At 47.5% G+C, this 24,610-nt stretch carries 16 protein-coding genes; 8 read left to right on the forward strand and 8 right to left on the reverse strand.

All coding sequences use genetic code 11. The annotated features are described in order from the left end of the window. Positions 1–43 precede the first annotated feature (43 nt). From AC1XTG_RS05660 to AC1XTG_RS05675, 4 genes are all read right to left on the reverse strand, one after another. Positions 44–2,047: a T9SS type A sorting domain-containing protein gene (locus tag AC1XTG_RS05660; RefSeq protein ID WP_484841322.1), complete on the reverse strand. Its 2,004-nt coding sequence runs from the start codon at positions 2,045–2,047 to the stop codon at positions 44–46. Positions 2,048–2,173: 126 nt separating this feature from the next. After that, positions 2,174–3,742 carry a RagB/SusD family nutrient uptake outer membrane protein gene (locus tag AC1XTG_RS05665; protein ID WP_409012495.1) on the reverse strand — a complete coding sequence of 523 codons (1,569 nt, stop codon included), beginning with the start codon at positions 3,740–3,742 and terminating at the stop codon, positions 2,174–2,176. Between the two features lie 38 nt (positions 3,743–3,780). Then, positions 3,781–7,029: a SusC/RagA family TonB-linked outer membrane protein gene (locus AC1XTG_RS05670; RefSeq protein ID WP_484841323.1), complete on the reverse strand. Its 3,249-nt coding sequence runs from the start codon at positions 7,027–7,029 to the stop codon at positions 3,781–3,783. Positions 7,030–7,566: 537 nt separating this feature from the next. Then, positions 7,567–8,658: a Gfo/Idh/MocA family protein gene (locus tag AC1XTG_RS05675; RefSeq protein WP_056279897.1), complete on the reverse strand. Its 1,092-nt coding sequence runs from the start codon at positions 8,656–8,658 to the stop codon at positions 7,567–7,569. A 267-nt stretch (positions 8,659–8,925) separates the two neighbouring features. Here AC1XTG_RS05675 and AC1XTG_RS05680 point away from each other — a divergent pair, with 267 nt between their 5' ends. The 8 genes from AC1XTG_RS05680 (at position 8,926) to AC1XTG_RS05715 (ending at position 20,759) form a co-directional block, all read left to right on the forward strand. After that, entirely contained in the window at positions 8,926–9,864 is a 939-nt protein-coding gene (locus AC1XTG_RS05680; protein ID WP_484841324.1) for a dihydrodipicolinate synthase family protein, read from the forward strand. A gap of 362 nt (positions 9,865–10,226) precedes the next feature. Then, positions 10,227–11,702: an aldehyde dehydrogenase (NADP(+)) gene (locus tag AC1XTG_RS05685; RefSeq protein ID WP_484841325.1), complete on the forward strand. Its 1,476-nt coding sequence runs from the start codon at positions 10,227–10,229 to the stop codon at positions 11,700–11,702. Positions 11,703–11,828: 126 nt separating this feature from the next. Beyond that, positions 11,829–12,830, forward strand: coding sequence for a 4-hydroxyproline epimerase (locus tag AC1XTG_RS05690; RefSeq protein ID WP_484841326.1), 1,002 nt, complete (start codon positions 11,829–11,831; stop codon positions 12,828–12,830). A gap of 73 nt (positions 12,831–12,903) precedes the next feature. After that, positions 12,904–14,235: an NAD(P)/FAD-dependent oxidoreductase gene (locus tag AC1XTG_RS05695; protein WP_484841327.1), complete on the forward strand. Its 1,332-nt coding sequence runs from the start codon at positions 12,904–12,906 to the stop codon at positions 14,233–14,235. Between the two features lie 237 nt (positions 14,236–14,472). Further along, the gene (locus tag AC1XTG_RS05700; protein WP_484841519.1) at positions 14,473–16,128 is read left to right on the forward strand and encodes a DUF885 family protein; all 1,656 of its coding nucleotides are present in this window, start codon (positions 14,473–14,475) and stop codon (positions 16,126–16,128) included. 49 nt (positions 16,129–16,177) lie between these two features. Beyond that, positions 16,178–17,620, forward strand: coding sequence for an APC family permease (locus AC1XTG_RS05705; RefSeq protein ID WP_484841328.1), 1,443 nt, complete (start codon positions 16,178–16,180; stop codon positions 17,618–17,620). Between the two features lie 5 nt (positions 17,621–17,625). Then, a complete protein-coding gene (locus tag AC1XTG_RS05710; RefSeq protein WP_484841329.1) occupies positions 17,626–19,179 on the forward strand; it encodes a M20/M25/M40 family metallo-hydrolase in 1,554 nt (517 codons plus the stop codon). 17 nt (positions 19,180–19,196) lie between these two features. Then, positions 19,197–20,759 (forward strand): M61 family metallopeptidase, encoded by a 1,563-nt coding sequence (locus AC1XTG_RS05715; RefSeq protein ID WP_484841330.1) that lies wholly within the window; start codon positions 19,197–19,199, stop codon positions 20,757–20,759. A 5-nt stretch (positions 20,760–20,764) separates the two neighbouring features. On the opposite strand, the gene AC1XTG_RS05720 is transcribed toward AC1XTG_RS05715, so the two are convergent. The 4 genes from AC1XTG_RS05720 to AC1XTG_RS05735 form a co-directional block, all read right to left on the reverse strand. Then, a complete protein-coding gene (locus tag AC1XTG_RS05720) occupies positions 20,765–21,166 on the reverse strand; it encodes a PIN domain-containing protein (protein ID WP_484841331.1) in 402 nt (133 codons plus the stop codon). Beyond that, positions 21,163–21,393 (reverse strand): hypothetical protein, encoded by a 231-nt coding sequence (locus AC1XTG_RS05725; RefSeq protein WP_056279915.1) that lies wholly within the window; start codon positions 21,391–21,393, stop codon positions 21,163–21,165. Before AC1XTG_RS05725 ends, AC1XTG_RS05720 begins: the two co-directional genes overlap by 4 nt. Positions 21,394–21,469: 76 nt before the next feature. Next, positions 21,470–22,852 carry an aminopeptidase P family protein gene (locus tag AC1XTG_RS05730; RefSeq protein ID WP_484841332.1) on the reverse strand — a complete coding sequence of 461 codons (1,383 nt, stop codon included), beginning with the start codon at positions 22,850–22,852 and terminating at the stop codon, positions 21,470–21,472. Positions 22,853–23,029: 177 nt separating this feature from the next. Continuing rightward, a complete protein-coding gene (locus AC1XTG_RS05735; RefSeq protein ID WP_484841333.1) occupies positions 23,030–24,610 on the reverse strand; it encodes a RagB/SusD family nutrient uptake outer membrane protein in 1,581 nt (526 codons plus the stop codon).

Genomic DNA, 24,610 nt, shown 5'->3' on the forward strand with positions numbered 1-24,610 from the left:
GTTATGTAAGAATAAGAATGGGCAGAACTTGGTTCTGCCTTTTTTATTTTACCAGGACCCGCCGGGAAACGCTGCTAGTTGCGGTGGTAATTTTCAGAATGTAAATACCCGCCGGAAGTACCTCAACTGGCCGTACTGTAATTAATCCGATCGTTTCACGGTCTGAAAAATGAATGGGATGCTGCCGCCCGGCTGCATCAAATAGCTTGCATGAGACAGGTTCTTCTTCTTTGGTTTTCAGGTAAAAAATGCCGCGACCTACTGGGTTCGGAAATACCGTGAAATCTGCAGGGCCACCGTTTCGAAAGGATGTGACAACGCGCGAAAACGAGGTACTGCCGCTATTGTACTGCATCTTTAACCGGTAAAAAATAGCATCGGATTCTGCGTCAGTGTCCCGATAACCAAATACCTCCGACTGTGTCTGTGACGTATTGAATGTTTGAAGATCGGAGTAGTTGATCCCGTCGGTTGTTTTCTGTAACGTTATTTCACGAAGTTGAGGGTCTACTGCCAGGAGCCACGAAACATAAATCGATGTACCGGCAAGCCGGGCTGAAATCCTGCTGACAAAATCGACCTGGAAATAGCTCCTGTCTACATAAAATGAATCGGAAACGCTGCCGGGAATGGTAGGATTTATCCCCGCCAGCCTGATGCGGTAAGTCCCGTTGGCAAGGTCCCGCGGGAGCTGAATGCGTAGCGGGTTGTTATTTGCAATAGTTAATGTATCCACAAAATTTCCCTCCCGATCAAGCAGCTCCGCCTGGATCAATGGATTAACTACATTCTCATTCACAGTGTAGGGAAGTGAAAAAGCAGCGCCGGGATAGGCTAGTGCAGGCACTACGCCGGTGTGAATGGAGTATGCGGGCTGTACCGGATGAAGCTGTTTAACCAGCGAGTCGGACAGGCTGCGGTTCCAGGCTGTCGCGGCCAGGGTAAGTCCGGGTACTCCGCCAGGGAGACTTTCAAAATGGCCGGAAACTGGTCTGGGGATCTGTACCGTATCCAGGTAAGGTCCTTTAAATACATTAAAACCGGGTAACTCTGCCAATCGGTTTTGCGCCTCCAAAACGGGCAGATAGGGATTGGGCAGCAGCTGGCTCACCGAGTTCCGCGCCACCAGCCAGGGAATGTTGTAGCCCGTATAGCGCCTGCTGTTTTCAATCAATGTGCGGATCGAATTGAAATAATCATTTTCCTTGAAGCCCAGTTGCGCGTCGTTTTCACCGTGAGAGAACAGGATAGCGCGCACGCCGGAAGAAGCTGTCAGGTATTTGATGGTATTGATAATATTACTGTAAGGCTGACGGTTCGGCCAGAACTTACCTACATAAAGATTGTAAGCATCTTTGCCACTTGCCGCATCGCGGTAATTTTCTGAATTGGCGGCAGCCCAGGCAGTGTTGAAAAACAATACGGGGCATTTCCAGCGTTGGGAGAGTATTACGCCCAGTTCGCCCCAGTACCAGGCAGTTTCGCCATTTGGGAATACATAATTGTCTTTTTTGAGTATTTCAAATGCAGGTGCCGGCATCGGCGCATCAGGGGCTACCGTGATATTTTCGCTGTTGAGTGTTTTGTTGGTTTTGTTGAAAGAGATCACATTGGAAGAAGCATCTTTGGCACCCAGGCCGGGCAGTCCCATTGCATTGGAGTTACCTGATATCAGAAAAACTTCTCCGACACCCACTCTCGGTACTATAACCGAATCCACAATGCCCTGATCGGAGCGGGCGATTATTTTAAGCTGGTACCAGCCACTTTCTACATTGAAATCAAAATGGAGAAACCCCTGACTGATTTGCTCTCCTGGCAATGTCATTTCTTTTACCGCATTGGAGTTACCTTCAACAGGAAAGAGCGAAGCCTTAATACTGGAATACGGAAAATAGGCGTAAGCTGTAACCGGAATGCGCGCCCGGCCATTGCTATCCCGCTGCATGACCTGGTTGTTGACCGGCGAGAAGACCGCAACCTGCGCCTTTGCAGTATGCAATGCAAGGATTAACAGGAGCCAGAAAGTAAACTTCCAAATTTTCATACGATGATCTTCTTGCCGCAGACTTTATAACGCTTTTTCTCTTTCAAGATTGATCCTGCCAATATATAGCTTAAAACAAAAAGAGCCGGCCCCAAATTGGAACCGGCTCCTGCAAAACTTTATAGACTATCCGTCGTAACCCGGGTTTTGGGTCAGTTTCGGGCTGTTTCTGATTTCCGGGATGGGAATGGGGAACAGCAGGTGTCTTTCGAGCAAAGGAGCTCCGCCTGACACGTTCAGGTTACGGTGACCAACGAAATTGTCAAAGCCTTTAGTGGTTTCGTTGAACACTTTACGAAGACGTACCATATCAAACCAGGTAATACCTTCGTATGCAAATTCATACCAGCGCTCGCGCCAAACTGCTTCCTGGAAACTCGTTTTCGAGAATGTTGCCATTGCAGGTGTTTTCAGCTGTGCACGGTCACGAATTCGCTTGTAGGCATCGTATGCTTCTGCATTCGGGCCACCAAGTTCGTTTTGAGCTTCTGCATAAATCAGCAATACTTCTGCAAAGCGAATTTGGTTAACATTCAGGTTATTAAGCCTTGTTGGTGTAATACCAGGTCCACCCAGCGCTGCAATGTTGAAATACTTGAATACGTAAGGCTGTCCAAGATCAAACTTAGCTCCTGTACCATTTTCATAGTAAGATGTGTAGAACCAGCCTTCCTGATCTTTGGTACGGAGGTCGCCTGTCTCGTAAGAGTTGTAGAACGAACGCGTAGGTACAGTACTTCCTGTTCCACTTGGACCCGCATAGGTTACCGCCTTGAAGTTCGGGAAGAAGTCATTCAAAGGGAAAGGTTCAACTACAGTGTTGTACTGGATCTGGAAGATGTGCTCAACCCGGTTTTTCAGGTTTTCCTGGTGCAATTCCTTGTAGGTAGCAAACAGATTCAGCGTAGAAGGATTCGCTTTTGAATAGTTAATCACTTCCAGTGCCTTGTCAGCAGCCAGCTTGTAGTGCGATGCGCCTTTGCTCAAAGGAAATCCAGCCATTGTCAGATATACTTTTGACATCAACGACTTCACAGCCATTTTAGAAGCACGTCCGTTGGTGTTGAAATCAGCCAGACCAGCAGCTTCGGCAGCAGCAAGGTCTTCCACGATCAGATTGTAAATTTCCTCCTGAGGTGCTTTGGTTGGGAAGAAATCTTCTGAACCGGCAGTTTGCGGCTTTGTGATCAAAGGCGCGTCACCCCAAAGTCTTACCACATAAAAATACGCCCATGCACGGAGAAATCTTGCCTCGCCGATCAAGCGTGTTTTCTGCGCTTCATTCGCAGCAGGGAACTGAATACCAGGAATCTTTTCGATCGCCAGGTTTGCATTCGCAATAACGCGGTACAGACCATTCCAGAAGTTGGCAATGTGACCTGTATTCCCATCGTAGATCAATGCATACAAGTTGTTCAGATCCGAGTTCTGGCCGGTTTCTGTTGTTGCTGTACCTGTTACGGCTTCCAGCATTTGCCAGTTGGCTGAGAAAATACCAGCACCTTGTCCGTAGAAACGCATCTCTGCATAAGTAGCAGCAACAGCCGCTTCCGCGTGGTCAGGAATGGTATAGAACGTATCCGGTTGAAGGTTCGACGGGTCTTGCTCGTCCAGGAAGTCGGAGCAGCTTGTCGGGCCGAGCAGGATCGCCGCGCAAAGCAGTAGCTTAGAAAAGTTTTTATTATATAGTTTCATACTGAATTTCATTTTTGATAATCCCAATAATCTGGTTGTTAGAATGATACCTGTATACCTCCCATGTAAGTGGTTGGTCTTGGATAGCTGTGCCAGATCATACCTTGCGAGAATACGTTGTCTGAATCTCCACCACGGATAGGCGTTTGCTCTGGGTCACCGTGTGGGTATTTGCTAAGCAGGAAGAAGTTTTGAGCCGATACGTAAAGTCTCAGTCTGCTCATTTTCATTTTGCTGGCAATTTCCGACGGGAAGTTGTACCCGAACAACAAGTTACGTCCACGTAGGAATGAACCGTCAAAGATCCAGCGCGTATCTACGTTCGTCACGTAACCTGCTTTTGTATCACGGATCTGGGCAATCATTGTATTCTGATTTTGCGGAGTCCATGCATTCAGTACAGTTGCGTAGCTGTTGGCAAGCGCCTGACGGTCTTCACTAGCATGCAGGTTCATGTCCATCAGGTCGTTTCCGTACGAGAATTGCAGGTCAAGTGTCATATCGAAGTTTCCGAAACGCACAGAGTTGGAAAGTGTTCCCCAGCCTTTTGGACTACCATTACCAATGATCGAACGGTCGGCGTCAGTGATTTTGTAATCGCCGTTCAGGTCTTTGTATTTGATATCACCAGGCAGCATTTGCAGGTTACCACGGTAGCTGGTGAATTTAGCAGCTTCGTCAGCCTCCGCTTCGCTCCATGTACCCAGACGGGTAAGACCCCAGAATGCACCCACCGGCTCTCCAACACGCAGGATGCTGGTTTGGTTAGTGATCGAAGGACCACCCACTCCGAAGATATCAGCCGGTGTAGCCAGCGACAATACTTTGTTTCTGTTGAACGAGATATTGAAGTTGGTATTCCATGAGAAATTAGCTCTCTCAAAGTTTACTGTGTTCAATGCAAATTCAAAACCTTTGTTCTCCATTGAACCGATGTTCTTTCTGATCACCGCGTAGCCACTTGTACGTGGAACTGGTGCATCCAGAAGCATGTCGGTTGTTTTGCGGTAGTAGTAGTCAGCCTCGAAAGAGATTCTTCCTTTCAGGAAGCTAATTTCCAGACCTCCGTCAGTTTGAGCTGTTTTTTCCCATCTCAAATCGTTGTTTGCCAACCTGTTGATACCAGTTCCACCGATACGTGTGTCACCGTAAACAGCTGCGTAGTTAGATCTCAGCAAAGGAAGTGACGAGTATGGAGGAATCTCCGAGTTACCTGTCAAACCGTAGCTGGTACGAAGTTTCAAGCTTGAAATAAGCGTGTTACCTTTCAGGAATTCTTCGTCAGATACTTTCCATGCGAATGCAGCAGAAGGGAAGAATGCAAATTTGTGGTTATCCCCAAATTTCGAAGAACCATCTGCACGACCTGTTACTGTGAAAAGGTATTTTTCAAGCAAGGTATAGTTTGCACGACCGAAGTAAGAGTTAAATGCAAAACGTGAAGCACCTGAAAGATATGGATTCGAAGAAGGCAGAACCGCACCGGCACCAAGGTTATCAAAACCGAAATAATCAGTAGAGAAGCTTTGTGCACCAATAGCAGTAGTTGAAATATTGGTTTCTTGCCATGAAATACCTCCAAGCAAATTAATGGAGTGGATTCCGAATGTTTTGTTGTAAGTCAACAAGTTTTCCCAAGACCAGAAAGTCTCTTTTCTGTTCTCTTTTCTGGCAGTACCCAATTCGTTGGGAGTCAAAGTACGGGTCTGTGACTGGTTTACTTCCTGGTTGATGATGTTAACACCAAGCACCGAGCGGAATTCAAGACCAGGAGCCAGGGTAACGTTTCCATAAAGGCTACCCAATGTAGTCTGCGTGTTCAGGTTGTATTTACGTCCGTTCAAACGGTGAACTGAGCTGAAAGCACCTTCTGCACCAGGATAGTCACGGTTGTTTGCAAATGTTCCGTCAGGATATTTAACAGGAAGGAAAGGAAAATCTTCCACCATCTGACGAGGCACTGCGTCGTTGATATCTACCAGGTTCTCCGCCTGATTGTTGTAGCTCAATGTACCTCCGATGCGAAGCCATTTTTTAACCTGATCATCGATGCTGAAACGGGTTGCATAACGTTTCAGGTAAGATGTTTTGATCAGACCCTGGTCGTCGCGGTAGTTAAGTGACAGCGAGTAGGTGGTTTTGTTGTTACCGCCGCTAAAACCCAATTGGTGGTTTTGAGAAACACGGTGCTGGGTAGATTCGTCAAACCAGTTGGTGTCGTAGTTAGGAGCGTATTTTTTTGTACCGTCAGGGTTCGTCGTAACTGTAAAAACATCAGGGTGGTCCAGTGCCAGCTTTGCACGGCGAACCTGCGGATTATGTGTTAGATACTTGCCGGCGTCCCAACCTGCCTTGTCGAACTTCTCCATGTTTCTGTAGGAAAGATCTTCAACGTCCAGATACTCCTGGGCATTCAAAACTTTCGCTCTCTTAGGACCAGCAGTAGGTACGCTCAGGTCAAGACCGTAAGTGATAACGCCTTCGCCGGCTTTACCTCTTCTGGTCGTGATCATGATCACACCATTTGCTCCTCTTGCTCCGTAAATCGCAGTAGAAGATGCGTCTTTCAAAACCTCAACCGATACGATATCATTTGGGTTAATGTAGTCGATCGCCTGGCTTTGCTGGTTCTGGTTACCCTGCGGCAGCATAACTCCATCTACCACATACAATGGGTTGTTAGAAGAGTTGATCGAGCTGAAACCACGGATACGTACGTTGGAACGACCACCCGGACGTCCGGAGTTCACGTTTACCTGTACACCGGAGATTTTACCCTGCAATGCCTGGTTCAATGAAGGAGTTGGTCTTTCTCTCAGCTGCTCTTCTTTTACCGAGCCTACTGAACCTGTTAAATCAGATTTTTTAGCAGTACCGTAACCAATTACAACTACCTCGCTAAGTGCTTTGGAATCAGATTCCATTGCCAGATCGATCGTAGTTCTGTTGCCTACTTCTGCTTCCTGACCTACATATCCAACGAAGCTGAACACGAGTGTTCCGCCATTGTCAGGTACAGTCAGTGTATAGTTTCCTGTCCCGTCTGTTGTTGTTCCGGTGCTGGTACCTTTCAAAACAACGTTCACGCCAGGTAGTCCCTCGCCATTTTCCTTGTCTGTTACTTTTCCTTTGATCGTCTTATCGACTGCGATCACAGTTGAAGTGCGGTTGTTATTAGCTACACCTGCCATTGCCACGACCGAACATGAAAGTGCGGGCAGGAGTACTAGAGAATTCCGGATGCCCCGCATGCGGAACAACCATTGTTTGGTATTGGTATTTTTCATTTAAAGGTTAGTTAAACGTTTCTCATAAATTAGGTTTTGTAGCTTGGCTCATTTTTTAGTCATAGAAGGATTTTTGGTTAAATTGAGTATAGAACGATGAGAGTGATATTAAATGTGATTTTATTCCTATTTAGGTTTGGCCAGAATGATGCGCTGATTGTTTTTCAAGATTTTCAAATTAATCCGGCAAGTTCTTTCAATTAATCACGGAGGTACGGTGATGAAACGCCTTTTCTGACCACGGGTGCGAAGTTTAGCAGATTGCTAACAGCTCCTTTAGTGTTCTTTAAAATTGATGGTGTCAGCTTGAATTATTATAAAGTATTAAAAAGGAGTTACAATATTATAACATAGTTTTATTATTACGATAGCCAAAACATAATTATTTGTGCAAACGTTTGCATAATTTCAACTTAATCAGGCCTTTAAGACGTTAATAATCAAGAGGTTACTTACGATATTAAACAGAAAAAGCCTCTCTGCAATATTGCAAAGAGGCTTTTTTATACTGCTATGTATTTACCGGCTTGCGGCTGATCAGATCAAATCCACAGTGCGTCCCGTACGTACCGATTCATCACATGCAAATGCGATCTGCAAGCTTCTTACTGCATCTTCCAAGTGCTCCGACAGATCAAGATCTTCGGTAATCGCTTTCAGGAAATACAGCTGCTCGCGGTTGCAGAGTTCCTGGTGATCGGGTTCGTCTTCCAGGTTAATCCAGGTATCTTCCTGTGTAAATTCGTCTTTGTCGTTCAGGTCAGCATGGTGAATGCGGATTGACTCAGTCTTGGTGTGCGCTTCCACAGAAGAAGATTTACCAGCGCCTCCCGCATCTTTGGCAACAATGGAAGCAGAGCCTTTCGGTCCGATTACATCTTTTACAAAAAAGGCAGTTTCACTGATCATCGGTCCCCAGCCAGCTTCGTACCAGCCCACTGAACCATCTTCAAACCAGATCTGCAATTGACCATAATTGTAATTTCCTGCAGGAATATCTTCTGTCAATCTCGCACCGATCGCATTCACGCGAAGGGGCGTCGAGCGCGTCATCTGGCACATTACATCAATATAGTGTACGCCGCAGTCCACGATCGGGCTCAGGCTTTTCATCAGGTTCCGGTGTACGCCCCACATATAGCCGTGGCTTTGCTGGTTCAGGTTCATACGCATAACCAGCGGTTTGCCCAGGTTCTGTGCTTCTGTCACAAACCTTGCCCAAGACGGATGTACCCGCAGGATGTACCCCACTACCACCTTCTTGCCAGCTTCGATTGCCGCAGAAACGACACGCTTGGCGCCTTCAACACTGTCGGCCAGCGGTTTTTCAATAAATACGTGCGCGCCCGCTTTCAATGCTTTGATCGCGAAATCCTCGTGGGTATCCGGGTAAGTGGAAATACAAACGGCATCAGGCTTTGTTTCCTGCAATGCAGTTTCGTAGTCGCTGTACAGACTGTAACCGCCGCCGAGTTTCTCGTTCAAAACCTCTTTGCTTTTACCGGTAGAAACGATCCCGCAGATTTCGAAACCGTCCAGCAGCTGGTAAGCAAATGCATGCGAAGCGCCCATATTACCGCAACCTACAACCAGTACACGGATAGCGCTTTTGTTTTCAAAAGATGACATAATTGAATAGTAATGTTAAGACTTCGGGTAAGAAGGAATGTAGAACTGTAATTACAGGAATAACAGGATTAACCTGCTTTGAGTGTCAAAAATAGCGATAAAATCTGTTTTTCGGGAGAATAGGGCCTGATGAATGCAAGAAGGCAACTATTTCGATCCAGGTTAAAATCGGTAAATAATTGATTAAAACATGAGAAAGCAGCGTCGCGTGATTCGTTTACCTTTGAAATAAATTCATTATTCGAATTTTCAACATCACTTATTGATATGAACAAAGAATCCTGGTACGGCATTTTTCCTGCGTTGTTAACTCCATTCAAAGCAGATGACACAATTGATTTTGACCTGTTCGGCAAAAATCTTGCAGCCCAGATAGAAGCAGGCATCAGCGGCGCTATCGTGGCCGGGTCGCTGGGAGAGGCCAGTACCCTCACCAGAGCTGAGAAAATGGAGCTGGTCAAATACGCCAAAAATGTGGTTCCTGCAAACATGCCGATCGTGCTGTGTATCGCCGAACAATCGACAGCCGAGGCAGTGAGCATTGCCAGAGAAGCTGAGACAATCGGTGCAGATGGTTTGATGGTGCTTCCTCCAATGCGCTACAAAGCGGATGACGAAGAAACCGTAACTTACTTCAAAACCATCGCGCAGAGCACTGCTTTGCCTTTGATGATTTACAACAACCCGGTCGATTACAAGATCGAGGTGACGCTCGAAATGTTTGAGGAACTGGCGAAAGAGCCGAATGTTGTTGCGATCAAGGAGTCTACCCGCGATGTAAGCAATGTAACGCGCCTGTTTAACCGCTTCGGAGATCGTTTCCGTATTTTCTGCGGCGTCGATACCCTGATTATGGAAGAAGTGATGCTGGGTGCTGACGGTGTCGTAGGTGGTTTGGTAGATGCATTCCCGAAAGAAACTGTTGCCATTTTCAACCTCGTTAAAGCAGGTTACTACAAAGAAGCATTGGCCGTTTACCGCTGGTACCTGCCGCTTCTGGAACTTGATATTCACCCGAAACTGGTTCAGAACATCAAGCTGGCCGCGGAAAGAGCCGGAATCGGTTCAGCGTATGTACGTGCGCCCCGAATGGTACTCAAAGGTGAGGAAAGAGAAAGGGTACTGGCTATTATCGATAAAGCCATTGAAACACAACCAGTGCTGCCCGATTACCTTAACCTGACGGCGGATACTGCTCTGGCATAGTCACGGATTAGCTGTTACCGATATTTTGCCCCGATGGGGCAGGTGCGAGTATGCATAGTTGCTGTTACCGATATTTTGCCCCGATGGGGCAGGTGGAAGTATGCATAGTTGTGGTGCCGATATGTTGCCCCGATGGGGCTTGATGTCAGGTTTAAGATTTCTAAAACTAGCCCGCAAACCCATCAGTCGCATAGCGACGTAATATCGGTAACAAGCAGGTGCAGCCGCAAGCGAACCAGTCGCCTAGTGACGAAACATCGGTGACAAGGCTAGCAGAGGGGACTTTTCTAGATAAAATGTAGTTTTGGAAAATAAGGACTCCGCACGAGCCGCCGTTTCAAGCCACATCAAAATATATCAAAATGAACACATTCCAGAAAACGCTAGAAAACCTGTTGCAAATAACACAGCAAGCCTTCGTAGAAATACAAAAATATCCGATAGCCCGCCGCATTCAGCTAATGCGCACGATCGCCGACGAGATTGAAGCACTTGGCCCCGAGCTGATACAAACTGCCCGTGAAGAATCAAATTTGCCGGAGGCGAGACTGACAGGCGAAAAAGCCAGGACAATCTTCCAATGGAGAAGCTACGCAGAAGCGCTTGAAAAAGGGTACAGCCTGGACGCGAGCATTGATACTGCCAATCCGGACAGAACTCCGCCCAAGCCTGATATCCGTAAAACCAATGTAGCGCTCGGTCCGGTAGCTGTTTTCGGGGCAAGCAATTTCCCGTTTGCATTCTCGACGGCCGGCGGAGATACTGCCAGCGCGATCGCAGCCGGTTGTCCGGTCCTGGTAAAAGCGCATCCCGGGCATCCGAAAACATCGCAAATAATGGCTGACGCGATATCGCGTGCAGTTGAAAAAAGCGGTTTTCCTGCCGGCACCTTTTCTCATATTTTTTGCGAGACCAATGAAGAGGCACAGGCACTGGTAACACACCCGGTGATCAAAGCAGTTGGATTTACAGGTTCAAACCGCGGCGGTCTGGCGTTGGTGGAAGCAGCAAATAAGCGTGCGGAGCCCATTCCGGTATTTGCCGAAATGGGAAGTATCAATCCTGTTTTCCTGTTTTCGGGAAAATTGCAGACCGCAGCAGCAGAGCTGGCGAAGCAATATGCAGGCTCATTGACACTCGGTGTTGGTCAGTTTTGTACCAATCCCGGCCTGGTAATCGCTGAGCAGGGCACTGGTCTGGATCAGTTTGTAGAAAGCTTAAATGAAGAAATACTAAAAGCACTACCCGCTCCGATGCTCAATGCGGGAATTGCGAAGGGCTATACCACCAACCGTGAAAAAGTAACCGGGCTGAACGGTGTGCAAATCCTGTCTGCTGCTACCGCCGAAGCCGAAGAAGGTTACGGAGCAGCAACTGTTGCTACTGTTTCCGGTGTAGACTTCCTGATCAACGACGATCTGCAAACCGAGGTTTTCGGTCCGTTCGCATTGATCGTTCAATGCAAAGACGCAGGTGAAGTACTGGCTGTAGCCGAAAAGTTGCACGGTCAGCTGACTGCAACCTTACTCGCGACGAATGAAGATCTTGCACAAAATCCTGAGCTGATCAGTGTGATCCGGAATAAATGCGGAAGGATCATTTTTAACAATTTCCCGACGGGCGTGGAAGTATGTAAATCCATGCACCACGGCGGCCCGTTCCCATCTTCAAGCAACAGCCAGTTCACGTCAGTTGGCCCGGATTCGATCAAACGTTTCACAAAACCATTGAGCTACCAGAACTGGCCCGACGAACTGTTGCCCGAAGAATTGCAAAACGCCAATCCATTGGGAATATGGCGGACAGTGAATAATGAGGTGACGAGGGAGGCGGTTTAGATACTTCGGCTGTCGGCTTTCGGCAGCCGGCTTTTGGATGTCCTGGCTTTTGACTGGGTATTTAGTTTTTTATTGATCTTAAAAAAGGCTGATAGCCGATGGCCAAAAGCCGAAGTGACCATATTTATGCGCAAAACTTTTTTTTGTATCGACGCCCACACCTGCGGCAACCCGGTTCGGGTAGTTGCTGGCGGCGGTCCTTTGCTGAATGGGAATAGCATGATGGAGCGAAGGCTTCATTTTCTGAAAGAATTTGACTGGATCCGCAAAGGGCTGATGTTCGAGCCGCGCGGTCACGATATGATGAGCGGGAGCATTTTGTACCCGCCTGTGGATCCTGCGAATGACATTGGCGTGCTGTATATCGAGACGAGCGGCTGTCTGCCGATGTGCGGCCACGGAACGATCGGAACAGTAACCATTGCCATTCAGGAAGGATTGGTAACGCCCAAAGTACCAGGAAAGCTGCGGCTGGAAACACCTGCCGGATTGGTTCTGGTGGAATACAAGCAGGAAGGTAAAAGAGTAACTTCTGTCAAGCTGGTTAATATCAAGTCTTTTTTAGCAGCCGAAAACCTTACAGTTGAATGCCCTGACCTGGGTACATTGACTGTTGACGTTTCTTACGGAGGTAACTTCTACGCGATCGTTGATCCGCAGGAGAATTTCAAAGGACTTGAAAACTACTCTGCCGACCAGTTGATCAGCTGGTCGCGCGTGCTACGCCGTCGCCTGAACGAACAATACACATTTGTTCACCCTGAAAATGAGCATATCAACGGATTAAGCCACATACTGTGGTCAGGCGCAGTAATTGACAACACATCAACGGCCAGAAATGCCGTTTTCTACGGAGATAAGGCGATCGACCGCTCGCCCTGCGGCACAGGTACCTCGGCAAGAATGGCCCAGTGGCACGCAAAAGGCAAGCTCAAAAAAGGCGACAAATTCATCCACGAAAGCATCATCGGTTCCAAATTCACCGGAACTGTTGAAGACGAAGTAACAATAGGCGACAAACCCGCCATCATACCAGGAATCGAAGGCTGGGCCGTAGTGACAGGCTACAACAACATTTTCATCGACGACGAAGAAGATCCGTATGCGTATGGGTTTCAGGTGATTTGAGAAGCTGTTGGTTTACTTCGGCTGTCGGCAGTCGGCAGTCAGCTTTTTGATTTAGCATAATAATAAAGACATCATGTCAACTTCCTCAACACAAACGATCATTCCGGCAAGCACCAACGAAAGGCCGACAGCCGATGGCCGACAGCCGACAGCTAACAAAGGCACCACTACCATTATCGGAGGCGGCATAATGGGTTTGGCTTCGGCTTATTATTTACAGAAAAGTGGCTGGAATGTGACTTTGCTCGATAAGGGTGATCTAAGCGACAACTGCTCACATGGAAATGCGGGTATGATCGTGCCGAGCCACTTTATTCCGCTTGCTGCACCAGGAATGGTTTCCAAAGGCATTAAATGGATGTTTGATAGCCGCAGCCCTTTTTACGTAAAACCTTCCCTTGATTTTTCACTGATTTCGTGGGGATTGAAATTTATGAAAGCGGCCACTCCCGCCAATGTCGAACGCGCAGCACCTTACCTGCGCGATTACCACTTGCTCAGTAAGAAATTGTACGAAGACCTCGCGAAAGAAGAAGGCTTCAATTTCGGTCTGGAAGAAAAAGGCATTTTAATGCTCTATAAAACCGAAAAAGCGGGAGAGGAAGAAATCCACGTAGGCAAAGATGCGCAAAAGCTCGGGCTGGATGTTGAAATGCTTTCCAAAGAGCAGGTGCAAGCGATTGAGCCCGGTTTGAAGCTCGATGTAGCGGGCGCGGTGCATTACCATTGCGATGCGCATTTGTATCCAACTGCATTGTTTAACCAGCTCCTGAAATTTATTAAATCAAAAGGTGCAAAGGTTATTACCAATGCAGAAGTAACCGGTTATTCCATTCAGAATGGAGAAGTAAAAGCTGTTGAAACTACGCAGGGTAAATATGAAAGTGATATCGTGGTGATGACGGGAGGTACCTGGCTGCCGCAGCTGGCGAAGCTCGCCGGACTTTCCATTCCTGTTATGCCTGGCAAGGGATATTCCTTCATGCAGCCCAATGCAGCGCATCCGATTGTACATCCCGCCTTGTTGATCGAAGCCCGCGTTGCGGTGACGCCCATGAACGGACAAGTTCGCTTTGGCGGTACAATGGAGCTCGCGGCTGTGAACGACAAAATTAACATGAACCGGGTGGAAGGGATCGTGAATGCGATTCCGAAATACTACCCGGAGCTGAATGTAGCTGTTCCGTCGAAAGAAAGGATATGGTACGGTTTCCGTCCCTGCTCGCCAGACGGACTGCCTTACCTGGGATATAGTAAAAAACTGAAAAACCTGATCGTAGCCGGCGGCCACGGCATGATGGGGATCAGCCTCGGGCCTGCAACCGGAAAAGTAGTAGCAGAGCTGGCAGATAGAAGCGCGACTTCGGTAAGTACGGTATTGTACAATCCGGAGCGGTATAATTAGTAACACACTTTGTCACCCTGAGCGCACCGGGCCGCCGGGCGGTCGAAGGGAGTGCACCACGCAACATTACAGCCTAGATACATTCCTAACCTTTAAACATAACTCCCACCTTTGAAAAAGCACTACTACTCCCTGCTTTTCAGTCTGGCGTTTGCTTGTATTGCCGGCAACGACTCCCTCGCTCAAAAGTCAAAGTTCAACCTTTACGAACAGACAAGTGAGACTGCCGGGCTGGTGATGCAGTATGATGCGGATATTCAGGCAGTGCGTTCTTTTTACTCTCCTATGCTCGTCCGCGGTCGCGGATTTGCGGCGCCTTCCTACGTGTTGAACTCTCCCGAGCAGCGGAAAAGACTGACCGAAGTTGACAAGGATTATCTGGCCAGGCTTTCCAAAGTGGATTTCGATGCCATGAGCATTTACGGCAAGGTGGATTATATTTTGTTAAAAAGAAATATCGATGACCATCTGTTCAGCCTCGCACAAGAAGAAAAGGAATACAACCTCATTACGAAGTACATTCCTTTCGCAGACAAAATTTATGCATTGGAAAAGCAGCGCAGGCGCGGGGCTACCGTAGAAGGACAGAAAGTAGCAGCCGAGCTTAATTCAGTTTTGAAAGAAGTAAATGCTGCTTCCGAATCCCTGAAAAAGGTTGACAATATCGATATGCCCCTCGCTACCCGCGCAGAAGACGCGATCAAGGGAATGGAGGAGCGGTTGAAAGGGGTTTATGACTTTTACAATGGTTATGACCCGATGTTTACCTGGTGGGTGCCGAAGCCTTACCAGGCTCTGGACAGTGCATTGACAGTTTATGCCAAATCGATCAAAAGCAAAGGCAAACTCAATACCACGCAAAAAGAGGATAAAAGCGGCATCAAAGGCGTACCAATTGGTCGCGACGAGCTGATCCGGCAACTGGGCGTAGAGATGATCAGCTATACGCCGGAGGAGCTGATTGAACTGGCTGACAAGGAATTTGCCTGGTGCGATAAAGAACTGCTGAAAGCTTCGCAGGAAATGGGCTTTGGTAAAGATTGGCAAAAGGCGCAGGAAAAGGTAAAGAACAGCTTTGTGCCGGAAGGTGAGCAACCCGCATTGATCATGAAGCTCTACAACGATGCGAAAGAATTTATCACCAAAAACAACCTGTATCAATACCCGGAAATCGCCGATGAAACCTGGGGAATGCAGATGATGACACCTGAGCGCCAGCTGGTCAACCCGTTTTTTCTCGGCGGCCGCGACATTATCATTTCCTATCCCACCAATACCATGAACCATGAGGACAAGCTCATGAGTATGCGCGGTAACAATCCTTATTTTTCACGCTCCACGGTTCACCACGAGCTGGTACCGGGGCACCATTTGCAGTATTATATGCGGAGCAGGTACAAGTCTTACCGCCAGGAATTCGGCACACCGTTCTGGACGGAAGGCTGGGCTTTGTACTGGGAGCTGCTGCTGTACGACAAAGGTTTTGCCAAGACGCCTGAAGAGCGCATCGGGATGCTGTTCTGGCGGATGCACCGTTGCGCGCGCATTATCTTCTCTCTGAATTATCATTTGGGTAAATGGACACCGCAGGAGTGCATTGATTTCCTGGTTGACAGGGTAGGGCACGAGCGCGCGAATGCGGAAGGCGAAGTACGCCGCTCCTTTCAGGGTAATTATAGTCCATTGTACCAGATCGCCTATCTCATTGGCGGGTTGCAGATTTTCAGTCTTAAAAAGGAACTGGTAGACAGTGGTAAAATGACCTTCCAGCAATTTCATGACGCTGTGATGAAGGAGAATAATATGCCGATCGAAATGCTCCGCGCGGCGCTGACAAACCAGGCATTAAAGCGCGACTTCAAAACCCAATGGAAGTTTTATAGTTTCAAATAATATCGTAGCTTACATTTTGTATAAACCGCCCTTTAAAACCTAACCCTGTATGTTGCCTGAAACTCCTGTTGAAGAAAAAACCTCGTTTAAACCCTCGCTCGGCCTGATGGATGCTACCATGCTGGTTGCTGGCAGCATGATCGGTTCCGGGATTTTTATTGTAAGTGCGGATATCACAAGAAATACAGGAAGCGTAGGCTGGCTGATGTTTGTGTGGCTAATCACCGGCTTTATGACACTGACGGCCGCATTGAGCTACGGCGAGCTCAGCGCAATGTTTCCCAAAGCAGGCGGGCAATATGTTTATCTCAAAGAAGCATATAATTCACTGATCGGGTTTTTATACGGATGGAGTTTTTTTACAGTGATCCAAACCGCAACGATTGCGGCTGTGGCTGTGGCTTTTGCCAAATTCACGGCTTATCTGTTGCCGATGTTCAGTGAAGATCTGGTCGCATTTGATCTGGGTTTTATCAGGATTTCACCCGCGCAGCTCCTTTCGCTGGTGCTCATTGTTTTGCTGACGTTTATTAATACACGTGGTGTAAATGGCGGGAAAATCATACAGACTACATTCACGCTGACGAAGCTGCTGAGCTTGCTGGGGCTGATCGTTTTCGGTCTGCTCTTTATGAAACCCGAGATATGGGCAGCCAACTGGGACTCTGCCACGATGTGGGACTTGCACAAGTTGAATATCGACGGCAGCATTGAATCCTATACAACCATAGCCGCGTTCGGTGCGATAGCAGCTTCGATGGTTGGTTCTATTTTTAGCAGCGATTCGTGGAATAATGTAACTTTTATCGCTGGCGAGATCAAGAACCCGCAACGTAATATCGGACTGAGCCTTGCATTGGGGACGATCATTGTTACGGTTATTTATTTGCTTACCAACGTGATGTACACAGGTGTTTTGTCCTTGCAGGAAATTGCATCTTCCGATAAAGACAGGGTCGCGGTAACTGCCTCTCACGTCATTTTTGGTAATGCAGGAACGATCATTATCGCAGTTATGATCATGATTTCGACCTTTGGATGTAACAACGGACTGATTATGTCAGGTGCGCGCGTATATTATTCCATGGCGAAAGACGGAATGTTTTTCAAGAAGGTAGGGACTTTAAACAAGAACTCTGTGCCGGAATTTGGTCTCTGGATACAGTGTGTGATTGCCTGTTTATGGAGCCTGAGTGGTAAGTATGGAAACCTGCTGGATATGATCTCATTCGTAGTGGTAGTGTTCTACATGCTTACCATCATCGGAATATTTATATTGAGAAAGAAAATGCCGGATGTGCCTCGTCCGTACAAAGCATTTGGCTATCCGTTCCTGCCGATCATTTATATTGTTATGGGCGTGGCGTTTTGCGTGCTTCTTATTATTTACAAACCTGAATACACCTGGCCCGGATTAATCATTGTGTTGCTTGGTATTCCGGTTTACTATTTCATCGGTAAAAAAGATATTACGACCACAGATATAGTTTAGCACATATGAAATTCCCTCTTTATTCACTTTTGCTGTTTTTTCCCGGGCTGGCGATCGCTCAGGAAATGGATCAGGCAGCTATCGCCAAAATCCGCAAGGAAGGTCTTGAAAACTCAAAAGTAGCCGAGATAGCCCATCAGCTGACGGATGTTGCCGGGCCGAGACTTACCAATTCTCCGGGCTTTCAGCGCGCGGCAGACTGGTCAGTAGGAGAGATGAAAAAATGGGGATTACAGAATGCGCGACTGGAAGAATGGGGCGAATTCGGAAAAGGCTGGCAAGTAGAAAAAAGCTACCTGGCGATGACCAAACCTTATTATATGCCTTTTATCGCAATTCCCAAAGCCTGGACTTCCGGGACTTCCGGGCTGATTAAAGGCGAGGTCGTTGTGGTCGATATCCAGAATGAAGAGGACCTGAAAAAGTATGCGGACGGGAAGCTCGACGGCAAGATCGTACTGACAAAAGGAAATGCCAGCACAGACCCGAGCTTCACGCCCGATGCCAAGCGTTATACAGCCGAGGATCTTGAAAAAATGACCAATTCTGTTCCATTTGGTCAGAACAATTTTACGCCCGAGCAAGCCGAACGAATGCGGACGATGCGTTCTTTCAGGAGCCGGGTCGACAGTACATTGAAGTCGCAGAAGGTTAAGCTGGAAATTGCCGGCCGCATGGGCAAGCACGGTACCTTCTTCACGAGCAACGGAGCTTCTTTCAAAGGGAGCGCACCACTGGCCGGACCTGCATTTGAAGTAGCGCCTGAGCACGCGGGACTTGTTGCCCGGTTGGTGGAAGATGGTATCCCGGTCACGCTGGAAGCTGAATCGGCTACTACTTTTTACGATAAGAAATTAACAACAGGCAATGTAATCGCCGAAATACCCGGTACCGATCCCAAGCTGAAAGACGAAATCGTTATGCTCGGCGGGCACCTCGATTCGTGGCACAGCGCAACCGGCGCGACGGACAATGCGGCGGGTTGTACGGTGATGATGGAAGCTGTGAGGATTTTGCAAGCGGCAGGTTTGAAGCCGCGCAGGACGATCAGGATTGCACTTTGGTCGGGTGAAGAGCAGGGTTTGTACGGTTCACGTTTTTACGTAAAAAATACATTCGGCGATATGGAAACGATGAAGTTGCTGCCGGCGCACGAGAAACTATCTGCTTACTATAACATCGATAACGGTACCGGCCGCATTCGTGGGATTTACCTGCAAGGCAATGAAGGAGTGCGCCCGATTTTTGACAAATGGCTGAATGCATTCTCTGATATCATTGATCACCCGACAGTCACTTCGCGCAATACCGGAGGTACGGACCACCTTGCATTTGATGCATTAGGCCTCCCGGGTTTTCAGTTTATTCAGGACGGAATTGAATATGGTACCCGCACGCATCATACCAATGCTGATACTTATGAGCGCCTGGTGATGGACGATCTGAAACAAATGGCGGTGGTAGTGGCTGCATTTGTATACAACACCGCGCAAATGGATCAGAAAATCCCAAGAAAGCCGATGCCCGCGCCTCAGCCGCAGCCGGGAAGCAAGAGATAACACCCAAATTTTTACCGATGAAGTTCCTAATCTGCTATTTTTCAATAGTGAGCAGTCTGGTTTTTGCCCGGGAGCCAATGAAATATGTTGTTTCAATGGAAGATCCGGCAAGCCACACTTTCCATGTGACACTCGATTACAAACCTGAAAAGTCTGACAGTCTTGTGCTCAAAATGCCTGACTGGACACCGGGTTACTACCAGCTGATGGATTATGCTGATCATGTCGCGGAGTTTTCGGTTAAAGATTCACAAGGGAATGTGCTGGAATGGAAACGATCAGGCAAAACGGGTTGGGTGATCGCGACAAAAGCTATAAAGCAGCTTACTGTGGAATACAATGTAAAAACCACGCGCAAATTTGTTGCGACGAGCTATCTTGATGCGGAACACGGTTATATTACACCAGCAAGTGTATTTATGTACGTGGATCAAAAAATCAAAATACCTGCGGAAGTGACCATCGTACCTTATAAAGACTGGAACAGGGTAGCGACCGGACTGGACTCCATTGCTGAAAAGCGGTTTTCCTACTCGGCTCCTGATTTTGATATCCTGTACGACAGTCCGTTCCTGATCGGTAACCTCGAAGAATTACCTGCATTTGAAGTGAAGGGAATTCCTCACCGGTTTATAGGTTACAAACTGGGGGAATTTAACAAAGTAAGGTTAATGTCGGATATCAGGAAAATCGTTGAAAAAGCTTCTTCGCTGATCGGCGATATGCCTTATAAGCATTACACATTCATTGCGATTGGTCCAGGGCAGGGTGGGATTGAACATTTGAATTCTACTACGATCAGTTTCAGCGGCGACCAGCTCAATGCACGTGGCTGGGATGGAATGCTTGGATTTATTACGCACGAGTATTTTCATCATTACAATGTAAAAAGGATCCGCCCGGTAGAGCTCGGTCCGTTTGACTATGAAAATGGAAGTCGGACAAATCTGCTGTGGGTTTCGGAAGGCTTGACGGTGTACTATGAGCCGCTGATCATGAAAGAAGCGGGGCTTCTGACAATGGAGAAAATGCTGGATTTTTTCAAAAATCAGATCGCAAATGTCGAAAATAAGCCCGGCAGACTTCACCAGTCACTCGCGCAGGCAAGTGCACAAACCTGGTCAGACGGTCCGTTTGGGCGCACCGGCGATGAGGTGAACAAGACAATTTCAGTGTATCAGAAAGGGCCGGTGGTTGGGCTGCTGTTTGACTTGGCGATCCGCCATGAAACGCAGAACAAGAAGTCGCTCGACGATGTAATGCGCAAGCTTTACAATAATTTTTATAAAAAGAAAAACCGCGGCTTTACTGAAAACGAACTCCGCGAAACGATCGGAAAAGTAGCCGGCAACCCGCTGGAAGAACTGTTCAGCTACATTTACACAACAGCCGAGCCGGACTACAAAAAGTACCTGGGCTACGCCGGGCTGGATATTGATACTAGTCCTAAAGAGATATCAGAAACAAAAGACGGAGTAACTGTAAAGCGGATTGAAAAAGCCTTCACCATAACACCAATGGACAACCCGACAGAATTGCAAAAGGCGATTTTTGCAGGATGGAGCAAGGGAGGGGAATGAAATGCTCAACTTATTGTCCAATCCTCCAATTGAATGTCCGATATTCTTTTGAAATGATTTGTATTCTTTGTTACCATTATCAATTGGTGTGTGACTGATGTTACACCAATTAACAAGTCAAAATCATCGAGTGGAATGCCTGCCTTTTGGAGACGCGCTTTCTCTTTGGCATACAGATCCAATGAATGAAAAATAGGAAGAATTTTTACCCCGGTTAGGAATTGTTCCAAAACCTGTCTGTTCTTCTCGGGTCTTTCACTTTTTTCGATGCCAAATTTCAGCTCCGCAAGCGTTATCTCTGATATGTAGCAATGTTCCTCTGCCAATTCTTCGAACTTCCTTTCCAGATTGAACTTGCCCTTCATATAGTAAATGGCAATATTCGTATCAATCAGATATTTCTTCAAAATGATTCGATTTCCCGAGTGGCAACTCTGCTGCTCTTGATTTCGTCAATAATTTCATCAGCAGTTTTCTTTGAATCAAATGCACCAAAAGCATTTCTGAATGCACTTTTCTTGTCTACAATATTCTGTTTTGCAGACGCGCTTAACTTGGATATAAGGTCAAGTTTTTCTTCCAGGCTAAGACTATCTAGTAGCCCGATGTAGCCATTTACCAGTGTGCTGTTCATATCCTGTGTTTTTTATCTTCAACCAAATTTAACCAAAATGTATTGAAATTTAGTCTTTTAAGGTTCAAGCCCCAAATCACCGCAACGCCTCCACTTCCGCTACTTCCTTCGGCAAATGCTTTCCTAAAATCCTGTTGCCCGTTTCCGTGATCAGAATGTTATCTTCAATGCGGATTCCGGTGAAGTCACGCAGCGTTTCCAGTTTGTTGTAATCCACAAAATCGGCCAGTTTGTTCTCGGCTTTCCAGCGGTCGATCAGGGTTGGGATTAAATAGAGCCCCGGCTCTACGGTTACCACAAAGCCAGGTTCCAGCGCGCGGCCCAGGCGCAGCGATTTCCAGCCGAATGTGGTTCCTTTTACCAGATCTTCGGTGTAACCTACATATTGTTCACCCAGGTTTTCCATATCATGTACATCCAGCCCGATCATGTGGCCGAGGCCGCATTGAAAAAATAGGGTATGCACATCGTTTGCAACAGCTTCTTCCACATCGCCTTTCACCACGCCCAACAGTTTCAGTCCTTCCAGCAACTTCGTCGCAGCGAGCTTATGTACATCTTTAAACAAAATACCAGGCTGGCAAGCCGCAATAGCTGCATTCTGTGCATTTAGCACGATCTGGTACATTTCCCTTTGCAGCGTTGAAAACTGCTTGCCCATCGGAATTGTGCGTGTCAGATCGCCGCAATAGCGCATAGCAGTTTCTGCCCCCGCATCGCATAAGCCCATTTGGCCTTCGCGCATTACGAGATTGCGGGTGTGCGTGTGCAGGATTTCGCCGTTTACAGTCAGAATAATCGGGTAAGAAATGTCGCCGCCAGCGCCAATTGCAATACTTTGCAGCTTGCCCGCCACTTCCTTTTCCGTCATGCCCGGACGCGTGTTCCGCATAAAATCCAGGTGCATATCCACGGAAGTATCTACCGCCTTTTCCATTTCAGCAATCTCCTCGGCAGTTTTGTAATTACGCATGGCCACTACGGCTTTGATCAATGTGACCGATGCCTTTTGAGCAGCTTCGGCAGGAGATATATGCAGCCATTCCTGTAGTTGCAGGTAGTGATCGCCGCGGTAAGGAGGCAGGAAATGAATGTTTTGTTTTTTATCCAAAGCATTCTTCAAAAAGCTTCCGATGGCGGAGAGCGACTTTACCTGCGTAATACCCGCTTTTGCGGCTTTTTCAGTAAGCGGCTCTTTCGGGCCAGTCCACACGATATCATCAATCGTGAGCTCGTTTCCGAAAATGATTTCCTGATCATTATCAATGTCAATTACCGCGTGAATGGACGCGATATCTAAACCGAAATAATAGAGAAAAGTGCTGTCCTGACGAAATGGATAAACATTATCACGATAGTTCATACCCGATTCCTCATTGCCGAGGAACAGGATCAGGCCACTTCCTACTTTCGATTTAAGCTGCTGGCGTCTCTGTATATAGGTTTCTTTGGAAAACATAATTTCTGAATTTAAATGCGGCACCCGCTGTGAATGCGTGCCCTGCTTGTTTGAGTTTGCAATATAATTTATAGCGCCGCCGCAACGTGGCGGAAGCCTATTTTAAACAAAAAAATCTTGCTCGAAAACAAAGTTTTCGAGCAAGATTAAAACTACTAACCTAATCAGAATGTATTATCAGTAGCCCGGATTTTGTTTCAGATTCGGGTTTTTATCAATTTCATTTTGCGGAATTGGGAACAATGCGCGCTGTTGGGCTTGCGGTCTGTGGTTAAACCATTTCTTGGTTTCATAAATCCCGAAGCGGATCAGATCCTGGCGGCGGTGCGCCTCTGCTGCAAATTCCCAGCCTAGTTCATCCAAAAATCGGCCAAATTTCACATCGTCACCACCCTGGCGCTCGGTAATGGTACCGTCTGCCGCCTGGTAGCCGTAGTTGTATTTGCTGCCTTTCATCAGGTCTGCGCCGGTAACTGTGGCTTTTGCAGGATTTGCCTTGAATGCGCGTGCGCGTACCTGGCTCACCAGTGCAGCCGCTTCGTCCGCTTTGCCTGTGCGAAGCAATGCTTCCGCCTTGATCATCAACACATCCGCGTAGCGCAGGAAAGGGAAATCGTTGTCCAGACTGCCCGTTGCATTTGGCTTGATCTTGTATTTACCAATGCGATATCCGTCGGTAGAAGCAGTTTTGTCCATTCCGGGAACCGTTTTGGAGTAAGTAATTACCACTGCGCCGGTTGTTGCATTTTTCTGCGGGCCCATGATCCAGCTATCCGCCAGGCGACCGTCTTCTGCGTCGTAAGTGTCGATAAATTGAGGTACCGCGCAGTTTCCGCCCCATGGACCTGCATTCATCGGATACACCGAGCGGCTCAGAGGATCTAGCGTTTTCATGTGGATCTGGTTTCCGGTACCATAAATCTCATCATAAGGAATCGCGAAAATGATCTCTTTCGAGTTGAAGTTAGTCCACGTGAAAACATCCGAATAGTTTGCATCCAACGTGTATTTGCCACTTTTAATCACTTCATCAGCTTGCTCTATTGCCTTCGCCCATTCCGCTGTTCCGGTGTATACCTGTGCATTCAGGTATATTTTGGCCAAAAGCGTTTTCGCGCCCCAGCGGTTCATCTGACCGTAAGTAGTAGCCGCATTGTCGCTCAGGTTCGGCATGACTTCTGTCAGTTCTTTTACCACAAAATCATAAACTTCCTTCCGCTTGCTTTGCTTTGGCAGGTTAATATCCTTGAAATCGGTCACGATCGGCACATTACCGTGGTTGTCAAGCAAAAGATAGTAAGCAAATGCACGCACCGCCCGCAGCTCAGCCTGGATCTGTTCTTTACCGGTTGTAAGAGGTATGTCCCCGTCTTCAATTTGTGACAAAACCCGGTTGGCAGTAGTTATACTGCGGAATGCACTCTGCCACGCATTCTCAGGCTGCCATTGTAATGAAGTCCACGTGTGCTGGTGCATCCGGCGATAGGTACCGCCATCGTCCCAGCCGTTTGGACGTACCGGCGTGATGATGGCGTCGGCTGCTTCTTCCTGCAAATCGAAGTAACCTTGCCAGCCGAGCATCAAGCCGCGCAATGAAGAATAAACAGGCGCTACGATCGCAGGCAGGTCTTTTTCAGTCGGCTGGTAAGTACTAGACAATACTTCTGAATACACTTCCTCATTCAAATCGGTACACGACAAGGTAGCCGCGCCGAGCATAGAAGCTAAAATGATATATCTGGTGGATTTATTTTTCAT

Source organism: Dyadobacter sp. HNCC25DJ183, from assembly GCF_056895175.1.

Excerpts from the sequence above, each read along its gene's own strand:
- AC1XTG_RS05680 (WP_484841324.1), top strand. The coding sequence starts at position 8,926 with ATGAACAAAGAATCCTGGTACGGCATTTTTCCTGCGTTGTTAACTCCA.
- AC1XTG_RS05670 (WP_484841323.1), bottom strand. The coding sequence starts at position 7,029 with ATGAAAAATACCAATACCAAACAATGGTTGTTCCGCATGCGGGGCATC.
- AC1XTG_RS05685 (WP_484841325.1), top strand. The coding sequence starts at position 10,227 with ATGAACACATTCCAGAAAACGCTAGAAAACCTGTTGCAAATAACACAG.
- AC1XTG_RS05665 (WP_409012495.1), bottom strand. The coding sequence starts at position 3,742 with ATGAAACTATATAATAAAAACTTTTCTAAGCTACTGCTTTGCGCGGCG.
- AC1XTG_RS05705 (WP_484841328.1), top strand. The coding sequence starts at position 16,178 with ATGTTGCCTGAAACTCCTGTTGAAGAAAAAACCTCGTTTAAACCCTCG.
- AC1XTG_RS05675 (WP_056279897.1), bottom strand. The coding sequence starts at position 8,658 with ATGTCATCTTTTGAAAACAAAAGCGCTATCCGTGTACTGGTTGTAGGT.
- AC1XTG_RS05700 (WP_484841519.1), top strand. The coding sequence starts at position 14,473 with ATGCAGTATGATGCGGATATTCAGGCAGTGCGTTCTTTTTACTCTCCT.
- AC1XTG_RS05735 (WP_484841333.1), bottom strand. The coding sequence starts at position 24,610 with ATGAAAAATAAATCCACCAGATATATCATTTTAGCTTCTATGCTCGGC.
- AC1XTG_RS05660 (WP_484841322.1), bottom strand. The coding sequence starts at position 2,047 with ATGAAAATTTGGAAGTTTACTTTCTGGCTCCTGTTAATCCTTGCATTG.
- AC1XTG_RS05695 (WP_484841327.1), top strand. The coding sequence starts at position 12,904 with ATGTCAACTTCCTCAACACAAACGATCATTCCGGCAAGCACCAACGAA.
- AC1XTG_RS05710 (WP_484841329.1), top strand. The coding sequence starts at position 17,626 with ATGAAATTCCCTCTTTATTCACTTTTGCTGTTTTTTCCCGGGCTGGCG.
- AC1XTG_RS05690 (WP_484841326.1), top strand. The coding sequence starts at position 11,829 with ATGCGCAAAACTTTTTTTTGTATCGACGCCCACACCTGCGGCAACCCG.
- AC1XTG_RS05715 (WP_484841330.1), top strand. The coding sequence starts at position 19,197 with ATGAAGTTCCTAATCTGCTATTTTTCAATAGTGAGCAGTCTGGTTTTT.
- AC1XTG_RS05730 (WP_484841332.1), bottom strand. The coding sequence starts at position 22,852 with ATGTTTTCCAAAGAAACCTATATACAGAGACGCCAGCAGCTTAAATCG.
- AC1XTG_RS05725 (WP_056279915.1), bottom strand. The coding sequence starts at position 21,393 with ATGAACAGCACACTGGTAAATGGCTACATCGGGCTACTAGATAGTCTT.